The 11,904-nt window shown below is 44.5% G+C and carries 11 protein-coding genes; 6 read left to right on the top strand and 5 right to left on the bottom strand.

The window, feature by feature from the left end; all coding sequences use genetic code 11:
• The first annotated feature begins 32 nt into the window (after positions 1-32).
• Complete coding sequence (locus NHB34_RS05890) at positions 33-1,943, top strand: ATP-binding cassette domain-containing protein (RefSeq protein WP_353426716.1); 1,911 nt, start codon at positions 33-35, stop codon at positions 1,941-1,943.
• A 4-nt stretch (positions 1,944-1,947) separates the two neighbouring features.
• Here NHB34_RS05890 and NHB34_RS05885 read toward each other — a convergent pair whose 3' ends face one another.
• Genes NHB34_RS05885 through NHB34_RS05870 form a run of 4 tightly spaced genes read right to left on the bottom strand, consistent with a single transcriptional unit; the run spans position 1,948 to position 5,824 of the window.
• Positions 1,948-2,268 carry a chaperone modulator CbpM gene (locus NHB34_RS05885; protein ID WP_353426715.1) on the bottom strand — a complete coding sequence of 107 codons (321 nt, stop codon included), beginning with the start codon at positions 2,266-2,268 and terminating at the stop codon, positions 1,948-1,950.
• A gap of 4 nt (positions 2,269-2,272) precedes the next feature.
• Positions 2,273-3,253: a DnaJ C-terminal domain-containing protein gene (locus tag NHB34_RS05880; protein WP_353426714.1), complete on the bottom strand. Its 981-nt coding sequence runs from the start codon at positions 3,251-3,253 to the stop codon at positions 2,273-2,275.
• Between the two features lie 60 nt (positions 3,254-3,313).
• Complete coding sequence (locus NHB34_RS05875; protein ID WP_353426713.1) at positions 3,314-4,861, bottom strand: altronate dehydratase family protein; 1,548 nt, start codon at positions 4,859-4,861, stop codon at positions 3,314-3,316.
• Between the two features lie 27 nt (positions 4,862-4,888).
• The gene (locus NHB34_RS05870; protein ID WP_353426712.1) at positions 4,889-5,824 is read right to left on the bottom strand and encodes a 3-hydroxyacyl-CoA dehydrogenase NAD-binding domain-containing protein; all 936 of its coding nucleotides are present in this window, start codon (positions 5,822-5,824) and stop codon (positions 4,889-4,891) included.
• A gap of 155 nt (positions 5,825-5,979) precedes the next feature.
• Between NHB34_RS05870 and NHB34_RS05865 the strand changes: the two genes are divergently transcribed.
• From NHB34_RS05865 to NHB34_RS05850, 4 genes are read left to right on the top strand one after another with little or no spacing between them, the layout of a single operon-like run.
• Positions 5,980-6,906, top strand: a complete 927-nt coding sequence (locus NHB34_RS05865; RefSeq protein WP_353428556.1) for an SMP-30/gluconolactonase/LRE family protein — start codon at positions 5,980-5,982, stop codon at positions 6,904-6,906.
• The gene (locus tag NHB34_RS05860) at positions 6,893-7,642 is read left to right on the top strand and encodes a GntR family transcriptional regulator (protein WP_353426711.1); all 750 of its coding nucleotides are present in this window, start codon (positions 6,893-6,895) and stop codon (positions 7,640-7,642) included. The genes NHB34_RS05865 and NHB34_RS05860 overlap by 14 nt, the downstream gene beginning before the upstream one ends.
• A gap of 7 nt (positions 7,643-7,649) precedes the next feature.
• Positions 7,650-8,699, top strand: a complete 1,050-nt coding sequence (locus tag NHB34_RS05855) for an Ldh family oxidoreductase (RefSeq protein WP_353426710.1) — start codon at positions 7,650-7,652, stop codon at positions 8,697-8,699.
• Between the two features lie 18 nt (positions 8,700-8,717).
• A complete protein-coding gene (locus NHB34_RS05850; RefSeq protein ID WP_353426709.1) occupies positions 8,718-9,689 on the top strand; it encodes a tripartite tricarboxylate transporter substrate binding protein in 972 nt (323 codons plus the stop codon).
• Between the two features lie 18 nt (positions 9,690-9,707).
• Here the strand turns inward: NHB34_RS05850 and NHB34_RS05845 are convergent, their stop codons facing one another.
• Complete coding sequence (locus NHB34_RS05845; RefSeq protein ID WP_353426708.1) at positions 9,708-10,412, bottom strand: pirin family protein; 705 nt, start codon at positions 10,410-10,412, stop codon at positions 9,708-9,710.
• A 77-nt stretch (positions 10,413-10,489) separates the two neighbouring features.
• Here NHB34_RS05845 and NHB34_RS05840 point away from each other — a divergent pair, with 77 nt between their 5' ends.
• Positions 10,490-11,902 (top strand): TAXI family TRAP transporter solute-binding subunit, encoded by a 1,413-nt coding sequence (locus NHB34_RS05840; RefSeq protein WP_353426706.1) that lies wholly within the window; start codon positions 10,490-10,492, stop codon positions 11,900-11,902.
• Positions 11,903-11,904 lie beyond the last annotated feature (2 nt).

The raw sequence follows: 11,904 nt of genomic DNA, 5'->3' as shown, positions 1-11,904 counted from the left end.
TTCTGTTTTTCTGAAGTGGCGATAATGTCGCCATGGCTTTAATCGTACTAACTGATGCAAAACTGGCTTTTGGCCATGTAGACCTCCTTGCAAACACTGCTTTTTCGCTCGAATCGGGCGAGCGCGTTGGGTTAATTGGTCGCAACGGTGCTGGTAAATCTTCATTACTGAAGATCCTTGCTGGCATAGAAAAAATGGATGACGGACTCTTGCAGTATCAGCAAGGTCTTCGTATTGCCTATGTTCCTCAAGAGCCTATATTTGAGGCAGAGGAAACAGTTTTTGAAGCGGTCTCCAAGGGTGTTGCCGAAGCGAAAGCTTTACGCGAAGAGTATGAGGCTCTTAGCGTTGGAGAGTGGGATGATGCCGCTCATCATCGTTTGGATGAGGTGCAATCCAAACTCGAAGCGCTGAGTGGGTGGAACTGGGAGCAACGTGTTCACGAAACTCTCGATCGTTTGCATTTAGATGCCGATCTCAAAATTAGCAGTCTATCTGGAGGTACAAAGAAGCGGGTGGCGCTTGCTAGGGCATTGGTTGAAGTTCCGGATGTCCTATTGTTGGACGAGCCAACCAATCACTTGGATTTGGATTCGATCTCGTGGTTAGAGGGCTTATTAAAAGAGTACCAAGGATCAGTAATTTTGATTACCCATGATCGTGCATTTTTGGATAACGTCTGCACACAAATAGTTGAGCTTGATCGCGGCATCTTGCGAACCTACCCAGGAAACTTCACTCAATATGAAGCACTCAAAGAACAAGAGTTAAATGCAGAATCCTTGGCTAATGCAAGGGCTGACAAGCTCTTGGCACAAGAAGAGGTTTGGATAAGAAAGGGCGTCGAGGCAAGACGCACTCGCAGCGTAGCGCGGATTGCTCGTCTTGAAAAGCTTCGCGCTAGTCGAGCTGAACGCAGAGATGCAATGGGGCAGGTGAAGCTTGCAGTCTCTGCCGGTGAGCGTAGCGGCAAAATTGTTGCTGAATTGCAAAACGTCAGCAAGTCTTACGATAGACCAATCGTGAAAGACTTTACGGCTACGATACTGCGCGGAGATAAGGTTGGTTTACTTGGACCAAACGGCGCTGGCAAAACAACCTTGCTGAAATTAATTCTGGGAACTATTTCACCGGACTCTGGATCTGCAAGCATGGGTACCCGCATTGAAGTGGCTTACTTTGATCAGATGCGTGAAGGATTAAATCTAAATGCTTCCTTAGAGGACTATATTAGCCCTGGTAGTGAATGGATCGAAATCAATGGTAATAAAAAGCACGTAAAAAGCTACTTGAGTGATTTTTTATTCGCGCCAGAGCGAACCAACTCCCCAGTAAGCACCCTGTCTGGTGGCGAGCGCAACCGTTTGTTATTAGCGCGTTTATTTGCAAGACCTGCAAACGTCTTAGTTCTAGATGAGCCCACGAATGATTTAGATATCGATACGCTTGATTTACTGGAGCAATTGCTGCAAGACTATAAGGGCACCGTTTTCTTAGTCAGTCATGATCGCTATTTTCTAGATAATGTAGTGACTAGCATCATTGCGCATGAAGGTGATGGCTTCTGGCGTGAATATGAGGGCGGTTATGAAGACTGGAAAATTCAGAAAGCCCGTTCTGAACAATTGCGAGCTGTCACTCAAAATCAAAAGACTCCGATAAAGCAAGAGTCTGAACCAACCCCGGCTACTAAGCCAGTAGTTAAAAATAACGTGCAGAAGCTAAATGGCAAAGAGCGTCAAGAGTTAGAAGGGTTGCCCGCTCTAATTGAAGAGTTAGAGACTGAGCAGGCGGATATCGGAATTGCGATGAGCAATCCTGATTTATATAAGAATGAGCCAGAGTTAGCCGCTAGTATGCAGGCACGCTTAAGTGAAATTACTGACCAGCTCGAGCAAAAGTTACAACGTTGGGAAGCCTTGCTAAGCCGTTCAGAATCATAAGGACTTAATCACGCCGATGAATTTGTGATCGTAGCTGTGCAATTTCATCGAGTAGGTCAAGTGCTAATGCTACGCCAGGAACGTTTAACTCAAGATCATGGGTGAGGTGGGCTGCTGTCTTTGCTCGACGTAAAGAATCTCCGCCAAAACGCCAATCCTCAGGCGATGATCCAGTAGGACTTAAAACCCCCTCTGTCACCCACGCCATGATTAAGTCTTCTGGTGTGCGAGATGCATGCGATAGCTCAACAATGCTCATATGTATTTCATTCTCGACAACATTGCCTTCAATCCAAGTGATATTGCTTGTATTTAATTGTGTCATGGCATCATCCCTTTAAATGAGTTCTGGGGTTGAAATCAAAAGCCTTCTCAAAGTTTTGATACGCTTCTTTATGAGCATCCGTATCGGCCGGAGGTAATGCAATTGTTGGAACTACATATAGGTCGCCAGGTTCAGCGCTGGGAATGCCTTTGCCTTTGAGGCGCATCTTTCGTCCGGCGACGGTGCTTGCAGGTATTTTTAGCTCCAAGGTAGCACCAGCGGGAGTGGGAACATTTACCGTAGTTCCCAATGCTGCTTCCCAGGGTGCAAGCGGAATATCGATAAATACATCTTTTCCATCAATCCGATATGTTGGGTTTGGATGAAAATCAATTTCAAGATAAAGATCGCCTGCAGGTCCTTCTCCAACGCCTGGACCACCTTGCCCAGAGAGTCTAAGATTCTGACCAGCTTTAATGCCTTTCGGAATACTTACATCCAATTTACGTTCTTGAGTTGTAACGTGGCCGCTGGCATCGAGTGTCGGCATGTGAAGAGCAATAGTACGTTTAGCTCCGTTATAGGCATCAGCAAGATCAATCAATATTTTGGCGTGATGATCTTGGCCTTTAAAATTCATACCCTGGTGCGTGTGGCTACCTTTACCGCCTTGACGATGTCTACCTCTTCCAAATAGCGATTCAAAAAATTCGCTTTGATCTCCTTCAAATCCTCCGCCATATCCTGGATGCCCACTACTAAAACCACCATCAGAATATTCAAAGCCTTCATTCCAGTTTGGTGGTGGCGTGAAGTCTTGACCATTTTTCCAATTGGCACCAAAGCGATCGTATGCAGCGCGTTTTTCGGTATCCTTTAAGACGGCATAGGCCTCACCAATTTCTTTGAATTTTTCCTCTGCGCCAGCTTCTTTGTTGACGTCTGGATGATATTTACGGGCCATCTTGCGATAGGCTGATTTGATCTCCGCTTCGGTAGCTGTGCGAGCAACGCCGAGGGTCTCGTAATAATCCCTAAATTTCATATGCCTGTATTAATCCTTAGCTGATTCCTAACTACGTTAAGAGATTAATTCTAAGGTGTATTAGCTCATTACGCCAATTTGCCAGGGCACAAACTCGTAATCTCCAAGGCCTAGAAGCTCGCTTTTAGATGGCTCGCCAGAGGCGGTTTTGAGGAATAGTTCAAAGATACGCTGACCCATTTCTTGGACGGAGACTGTGCCATCCAAAATTTCCCCGCAGTTAATATCCATATCTTCAGTTAGTCGCTGATACATTGGGGTGTTAGTGGCAAGCTTGATACAGGGCGCTGGCTTAGATCCAAACATAGAGCCACGACCAGTAGTAAAGGCAATGAGATTTGCGCCACCTGCAATTTGACCAGTTGCCGAAACGGGATCAAACCCAGGGGTATCCATAAAAACAAAACCTTTTGCAGTAACTGGCTCAGCATATTTGTAGACCTCCATTAATGGTCCCGTGCCGCCTTTCATTGAGGAGCCCAATGACTTTTCGAAAATGTTTGCCAGTCCACCAATTTGATTGCCGGGGCTGACTTGGCCGTTAATCTGAACATCTCTGCCGACGGAATATTCATCTTTCCACCAGCGAATACGTTTAATGAGCTTTTCTCCAATCTCTTTGCTTGCTGCGCGGCGGGTGAGGGTATGTTCAACGCCATAAATTTCAGGTGTTTCAGAAAGAATGCCGGTGCCACCATGGCGAGACAAAATATCAATAGCAGCACCAAGTGCAGGGTTGGCTGTGATGGATGAGAAGCCATCAGATCCGCCGCATTGAAGGCCTACAGTAAGGTGGCTTGCAGATACAGTTTGCCGTTTAGCCTTATTGGCTTCAGGAAGTAATGCTTTTACTGCTTCAATGCCCGCCTCAATTGTTTTACGTGTGCCCCCAGATTCTTGCATGATGAAGGTATGTAGGTTAGAGCCTTCCTTTAAATCTTCTTGCTCCATTAAGCCTTTAAGTTGATTGCGTTCACATCCAAGCCCCACAATTAATGCAGCAGCAAGATTTGGGTGACGTGCATAACCTGCCATAGTGCGACGAAGTAACTGCATAGGCTCACCACTCATTTCCATGCCGCAGCCGATGCCATGGCTAAATGCCACAACACCATCAACATTTGGAAAATCTTTTAAAAGCTCAGGCGTGAAATATTCCGCAATTCTATTAACGACTGTGGCGGAACAGTTAACGGTAGATAAAATGCCAATGAAGTTGCGAGTTCCTACTTTGCCGTTCGCTCTGACATAGCCTTGAAATGTCGCGCGTTCAGACTCGGGGAGCATTTGAGTTTGCTTGTATTCGCTGGCATGGGCATAGTCACGATCAAATTCACGGAACTCGGTATTGTGACTATGAACCATGGTGCCTGGCTCAATGTCGGTATTTGCAAAACCTACAGTGACGTTATATTTGAGGATGGGTTCGCCCTTCAGAATCTTTTTAGCGGCAATTTTGTAGCCTGCTGGTACCTGGCTGCGACTTGTGAAGTTTTCACTAGGTACTTCTGTCCCAATTCCCACATCAACTCGCGCGACAACAATATTGTCATTTGGATGTAGTCGAATAATAGGACCAATGAGGCGTTTTTCAGATATTTCGATCATGTAATTTCTTTAAAAAATATTTTTTTGTTACTCAATATTAAGAACATCAAACGCAGCCTTTAATCTGCGTGAGTAGGAATCGGAAACCTGAGAAATTTCTTCTGGAGCCCATTTGCGAAATCCCTCACCAGCTTTCATGCCGGTTTTTCCTTCAGTCATCATCTGCACAAGTTTAGGTGGCAGGGTGGTGATATTGGAGAGAGAGGGGTAAATCTCTTTTGCAGCATTGGCCATTCCATCCCACCCTGAGATTTCTTTCTGAGTCATTGGGCCAACTGCTGCGTACCGAAATCCAAAGCTATAACGTACTGCATCATCAATGTCTTCTGGGGTGGCAATGCCCTCTTGCACAAGTGATAATGCTTCTCTCATTAAGGCGTGCTGAATGCGATTAGCTAGAAATCCGGGAATATCTTTTTTTACTAGAACCGGCTTCTTATCAATCGATCTATAGAGATCACATGCTTTCTCAGCAAATTGAATCTCTGTTTGTTGTCCCATCACGATCTCCACCAACGGGACGACTTCAGCAGGCATAAAGTAGTGGGCGCCCATCATGCGATTTGCGGTATTGAGACCCTCAGCAATTTTGCTAATCGGAAATCCAGAGCTGTTGCTTCCTATGGGGATATTGGGTGGCACAACACGATCTAGGTATTTGAAGATCTCTTGTTTTAGTGCAAGGTTTTCTGCGATGGTTTCAATGACCCAAATGCAATCATTCCACCCTTGATATTCCTCTAAGACTCCAACGACTTGCTGCTTCTTAATGTCAGCTTGATCTTTGGTGGCATAGTCTCCATCCACGCCAATTTTCTTTGCAAGGCTAATGGCTTTGTCTAAACAAGCATCTGCCTTCTCTTTGCTTCTTCCTAGGATGACTACCGGAACGCTTCTAGCCAAAAACCCTGCGGCAATACCCGCACCCATAATTCCAGTTCCAATAACGGCTACAGATTTCATATTTTCAACCTATACGGCTAAGTAATAACACCAAGCAAGGATATTAATCAAAACTTAGCGTAAGATTAGCACCAATTATGGTTTAATACATTTAATTATTAAATAACTTATACGAATAAGTTATTTAAAAAATATTGAGGAGACAAAGCGTGACCATGCATAACCCCTTTCAGCCTGTTGAAAAAATCAAAACAGAAGTTTTTGCAACAATGCCTGAAAAATTCAGAAAGAAATCTCGCACAGGCTGGTCAGACCCCAACCGTCAAGGTGCCGAGGTGGAGTGCTTTTTGGAGGGACCATCCTTTGATCGCGAGGGTAATTTATGGTTCGTAGATATTCCGTTTGGCCGAATTTTTAGAATAGATACCAAAGGTAATTGGGAGTTAATCACTCAATATGATGGCTGGCCAAATGGGTTGAAGTTCCACAAAGATGGCCGTGCATTTATTTGTGACTACAAAGCAGGATTGCTGGCTTTAGATCCCAAAACAGGAAAGATTGAAACTATTTTGGGTTCCATGTACAGCGAAAATTTCAAGGGCTTAAACGATCTTCATTTCGCATCCAATGGCGATTTGTACTTCACTGATCAGGGCCAAACTGGCATTGCAGATCCAACTGGTCGCGTATTCAGATTGCGCGCTAATGGTCAACTGGATCGCTTAGCCCTGAATGTTCCAAGTCCTAACGGGATTACCTTAAATACCCAAGAGAAGCATGTATTTGTTGCTGCCACTCGTTCACAGCAAATATGGCGCCTGCCATTAATGGCTGATGGGTCAGTGTCCAAGACGGGGGTTGCCATTCAACTGACTGGTGGGGTTGCTGGACCAGATGGAATTGAGATGGATTCTGAAAACGGCCTGCTCGTGTGCCATCTTGGTATCGGCATCTGGAGATTTGACAGTAATATGCTACCTACCCATTTGATTTACTCTGAGAATTCACATCACCATCATTTGGCAAATATGTGTTTTGGTGGTCCCGACAATAAAGACCTGTACATCACCGAATCCTTGTCCGGAGACATCTTGAAAGCCCGTCTGCCAGTTGCAGGCAAAAAAATGTTTGGACTCTCTTAAATTGCCAGAGCGTTTGCCTTTATATAAGTCTCTAGCCAATACGCTTGAGCAGCGTATTTATAACGGAGACTGGCCAGTGGGGTCTGTCTTGCCTGCTGAGGCAGACCTTTGCAGAGACTTTCAATCTAGTAGGCATACCTTACGGCATGCCTTGCAGATTCTAGAGGCCAATGGATTGATTTATCGTCATCAAGGTGCGCCCACAAAGGTAGTATCACGACAAAGATTACGTCGCTTTACTCAGAGCTTTAATTCTCCGATTGATATCTTGAGTTATTCGCGCGATACCTATCGTGAAAATTTGATTGAGGAGTATATCGAGCTAGATCATGCATTGAGTCAAATTGTTGGCGCTCCAGTCGGCTCCTCTTGGTATCACATTGGCGGTATTCGCAAGCGCCAAAAGATGGAGGAGATTATTGCTTGGACGGATATTTACATCTTGCCTCAATTTGCGTCTCTTACTAAAGATCCCGAGCACACCCAAGTGATGGTTTACGAACAGATCGAGAAAAAGTATGGCGCTCGTATTGAGCGTGCGGAGGTGGATGTCTATGCCGCCGCTGCTTCACCAGTGATTTCTAAAAAGCTGAATATAGAACCTAATTCCTCATGTCTAGTGATTATTCGTCGGTATTTTGATGATCAAGACAAACTATTTGAAGTAACGGTTACACACCATCCAGAAAACAAATATAAATACAGTATGGAATTTAAAGCCAGCTCGGAGGTATAGTTTTTTTATGAAATATTTATCCATTGCTGAAGCCGAAAATTTTATCGCTCGTGCGCTAGAGGCGGTTAATGTGCCTGCAGCGGATGCAATGATCATTGCAAATTTGATGGTCAAATCAGATTTGGTTGGCGCTGATGGCCATGGTATTTTTAGATTGCCGGCTTACCTCAAGAGGATTCGAGCTGGAGGAGTCAATCTCCAGCCTAATATTCACATAGAGCGTGAACAAGGTGCTACTGCACTGATTAATGGCGATAACGCACTAGGCCACTTAGTCATGAATCGTGCGGTTGAGCTTGCCCTTGAAAAAGTGAAGCGGCATAGCGTCTGTTGGATTGGTAGTCATTTCGGCAATCATTCAGGTGCCGCTTCGGTATATGTACGTAAATTGGCAGAGCAGGGCTACATTGGTATTTACATGGCAGTGGGCAATGCAAATCATATGGCACCATGGGGCGGTATTGACTTGCTTCTATCGACTAACCCAATTGCAATTGCTGTTCCTGCTGGCAAAGATCCAATCGTACTTCTAGATATTGCAACTACTGTTGCTGCATACGGAAAGGTAAAAGTTGCTGCTCAAAAAGGTGAATCGATTCCAGATGATTGGATGATCGACAAGCAGGGTAAGCCGATCACGGATCCAAAGCGATCTGCTGAGGGTTCATTATTACCAATTGGTGGCTATAAAGGTTATGGATTGGCGGTCATGATTGGCCTATTGGCTGGGGCATTAAATAATGCTGCAGTGGGCAAGGGAACAATTGATTTCAATGCCCATCATGATTTGATTACCAATACGGGTCAAACAATTATTGCTGTTGATCCAAGTGCATTTGGCAATAAAGATGAATTTATTGCTCGAGTAATTGAGTTGGTGAATGATTTGAAGAGTTCATCAAGACTCCCTGGCGTGAATGAGATACGAGTACCAGGAGAGGGCGCAGCCAAAACCATGGTAGAAAGACAGAAGTTGGGTATACCCATCTCACCTGAGCTTCTGGTCGCCTTAAATACTTGTGCCAAAGAGTGTGGAATTGCAAATCTAACGCTATAAATTTTCTGGAGGAGACATATGTTTAAAAAAATAAAACGGTGCGCAGCAATCATGATGGTATCGATGGGCATGCTTGCGGGATCAGTTTTTGCTGCATATCCAGATAAACCGATCAAAATGATGATTGGTTATGCGCCTGGTAGTTCGACTGATATTGTTGGTAGGATGATTGCGAATGATTTGAGTATCGCTCTTAAGCAACCTATCGTGGTTGAAAATCGTGGGGGCGCAGCTGGAAGTCTGGCTGCCGATGCTGTTGCAAAGAGTAACCCCGACGGCTACACCATTCTTTTTGCCCAAAATGGCTTGGCGATTAATGTCGCCGCAAACCCAAAACTGCCTTTTAACGGTCTAAAAGATTTAGTCCCCGTGGTGGGTGTTGCTGCAACCCCTCATATTTTGATTGTGAATAACAATTCACCTGCAAAAAATGTTGCGGACTTGATGGCCATGCTTAAAGCTGATCCAGGTAAATTGAGTTTTGGCTCTTCAGGAATTGGAAACTCTGATCATATGGCGGGGGAGTTATTCCTTGCGACCACAGGTTTACAGGCTATTCATGTGCCATACAAGGGCGGCTCTCCTGCTGCTACAGATTTAGTGGGCGGTCAAATTGATTTCTACTTTGCTGGTATGCCAGTAGGGCTTCCTCTTTACAAAGGAGAAAAGGTCAAGGCATTGGCGGTGACTAGCAAAAATCGATTTAGTGGTGCTCCTGAGTTGGTGACTATGCAAGAAGCTGGGGTGAAGGGGTATGAGATGGCCCTATGGCAAGGGATGTTTGTCCCAGCTGGAACCCCGCAAAATATAGTGAAGGAACTGAGTAACTCAACTCTCAAGATTCTAGAAACGCCTGAGATGAAGGATCGGTTTCAAAAGGCTGGCGTACAAATCGCACCAATGAACACTCAGCAATTTTCTGATCTTTATTTTTCAGACATCGCACGTTGGAAAGTGGTGATGGAAAAAGCCAAGATCAAGCTCGACTAATTTCATTCGATATCTAATCTACTGAGCGCTGAGGTCAAATACCAAGACCTCAGCGTTTTTTCCATTGGAGAATGTTAATTGAGGTTCATCTTTAATCAGAAGAGCATCGCCACCATTTAATTTTTGGTTGTTTATCTCCAGTGATCCTCGAACAAGATGAACATATGCTTTCCGGCTGGGGTCTAATTTCAGAGTTGCAGTTTGATCACCATTAAATAGTCCCGCATACATTTTTGCGTCCGCTGAAATGCTGACCGATCCAGATTCGCCATCACTTGAGGCAACTAGGCATAGCTTGCCATCTTTATTGGTGTTTGGAATTGATTTTTGTTCATAGCTGGGCGCGATTTCCAATTGATTGGGTTCAATCCAGATTTGTAAAAAATGGGTTGTCTGATCTTTTGCATGATTGAATTCGCTGTGCGTAACCCCAGTGCCAGCACTCATACGTTGTACATCACCTGGAGGAATGCCTTTGATATTCCCCATGCTATCTTCATGTGCAAGCTCGCCCGATAGGACATAGCTAATAATTTCCATATTGCGATGGCCATGCTTACCAAACCCCATTCCAGGCGCAACGCGATCTTCATTAATAACCCGTAAATTGCCCCAGCCCATGAATTGTGGGTCGTAGTAGCCGGCAAAAGAGAAGGAATGAAAGCTTTTGAGCCAGCCGTGATCAGCATAGCCTCGCTCTTGGGATTTTCGAATAATTAACATAATGACGTCTTTTCTTGAATATTCTTGGGTTAAGCACATTATCATTAGCTTTTAGAATATTTGCTAAATGGCTGAGTATGGGAAGTTTTAAACAGAACACTCGCGAAACTTTTTTGGGTTTAGTCGAGACCATCAATGAAAAATGGTCTGACTTTATTCAGTTCTTGCAAGAGGCTTGGCCGCTACTGATTCTCTTGCTGGCCATTTTGATGGGCATATGGTGGTACGCTGATCCTCCTCCGCCAAGACAAGTCCAGATGGCAACTGGTTCGGCTGGTGGATCGTATGAGGTGCTGGGTAAAAAGTACACCGAGTATTTTGCTTCAAAAGGAGTAACGCTTGAGTTAATCCCCACGAGGGGCGCACAAGAAAACCTTGAGCGTCTCAGTGATCGAAATGATCCTATTCAAGCAGCTTTTGTACAAGCAGGGGTAGAGCGACCAAAAAATATTAGCGGTATTCAATCTTTAGGGTCTATTGGTTACGATCCGATTTGGTTTTTTTATCGCGGCCCAGAAGTAAAGAGTAGCGACTTTCAGGTAATTGCTGGTCACTCTAAATATTTCTCTAACCGAAAAATATCCGTTGGTGTTGAGGGTAGCGGAACCCATGCTCAGACATCGCGCATTATTGAGTTATCTGGCTTGGATCGAGCTGGGTTGCAATTTGTAAATTTTCCAGGGGAAAAGGCTGTCAAGGCTTTGCAAAGCGGCGAGATTGATGGTGCATTTATTGTAGATGCACTTGAAGCGCAGAATGTGCAAACCTTGCTTCATGATCCTGAGCTACATTTGGTTACCTTTAAACGGGCCGAAGCATTTACCAAGCTTATGCCATATGTGAAGATTTTGCATGTCCCAGAAGGTGCCTTTAATTTACAGCGAAATTTTCCAAGCCAAGATATCAAATTAATTGCAACCACTACTAATTTATTGATTGATGATCGGATGCATCCTGCGATTCAGTTTCTATTTTTGGAGGCGGCTAGAGAAATTAATGGCAAAGAGACCTTCTTTGCGCATAGGGGAGAGTTTCCTTCTTTCAAAGATTCGTTATGGCCAGAGAGTCCTGTGGCCGTTCATTACGAAAAGAATAGGTATCCATTAGTCTCTGCATATTTTCCATTTTGGTTAGCGGAGTTTATTAGTCGTCTACTGTTTGTCTTTTTGCCATTTTGCGTGATTGCCTATCCTGTTATTAGAAGTTTGCCTAGTTATCGAACTCGGCTGATGTATAACAAGATTAATCGACTATATGGTGAGCTAAAGTCTTTTGAGCAAAGTTTGCTGACGAATTTTGACTTATCGCAGCGGGATGATTACTTAAAAAAATTGGATTTACTCGAATATCAGGCGCTCAATATCCAAGTATCGAAACGCTTAGCGGGCGATTACTACACCTTACGCACCAGCATTGATTATGTGCGCAATTGCCTGAATCGGGGTGTCTATCCCTACCAATTAAGTGATGGGATAGATCCGGATCTATAGGT

It is taken from the genome of Polynucleobacter sp. MWH-UH19D, assembly GCF_040409795.1.
Classification (GTDB): domain Bacteria; phylum Pseudomonadota; class Gammaproteobacteria; order Burkholderiales; family Burkholderiaceae; genus Polynucleobacter.
The sequence above is the reverse complement of the archived record's forward strand: the minus strand, read 5'-3'. Positions and strand labels throughout refer to the sequence as shown.

Excerpts from the sequence above, each read along its gene's own strand:
- NHB34_RS05890 (WP_353426716.1), top strand. The coding sequence starts at position 33 with ATGGCTTTAATCGTACTAACTGATGCAAAACTGGCTTTTGGCCATGTA.
- NHB34_RS05885 (WP_353426715.1), bottom strand. The coding sequence starts at position 2,268 with ATGACACAATTAAATACAAGCAATATCACTTGGATTGAAGGCAATGTT.
- NHB34_RS05880 (WP_353426714.1), bottom strand. The coding sequence starts at position 3,253 with ATGAAATTTAGGGATTATTACGAGACCCTCGGCGTTGCTCGCACAGCT.
- NHB34_RS05875 (WP_353426713.1), bottom strand. The coding sequence starts at position 4,861 with ATGATCGAAATATCTGAAAAACGCCTCATTGGTCCTATTATTCGACTA.
- NHB34_RS05870 (WP_353426712.1), bottom strand. The coding sequence starts at position 5,824 with ATGAAATCTGTAGCCGTTATTGGAACTGGAATTATGGGTGCGGGTATT.
- NHB34_RS05865 (WP_353428556.1), top strand. The coding sequence starts at position 5,980 with ATGCATAACCCCTTTCAGCCTGTTGAAAAAATCAAAACAGAAGTTTTT.
- NHB34_RS05855 (WP_353426710.1), top strand. The coding sequence starts at position 7,650 with ATGAAATATTTATCCATTGCTGAAGCCGAAAATTTTATCGCTCGTGCG.
- NHB34_RS05850 (WP_353426709.1), top strand. The coding sequence starts at position 8,718 with ATGTTTAAAAAAATAAAACGGTGCGCAGCAATCATGATGGTATCGATG.
- NHB34_RS05845 (WP_353426708.1), bottom strand. The coding sequence starts at position 10,412 with ATGTTAATTATTCGAAAATCCCAAGAGCGAGGCTATGCTGATCACGGC.
- NHB34_RS05840 (WP_353426706.1), top strand. The coding sequence starts at position 10,490 with ATGGGAAGTTTTAAACAGAACACTCGCGAAACTTTTTTGGGTTTAGTC.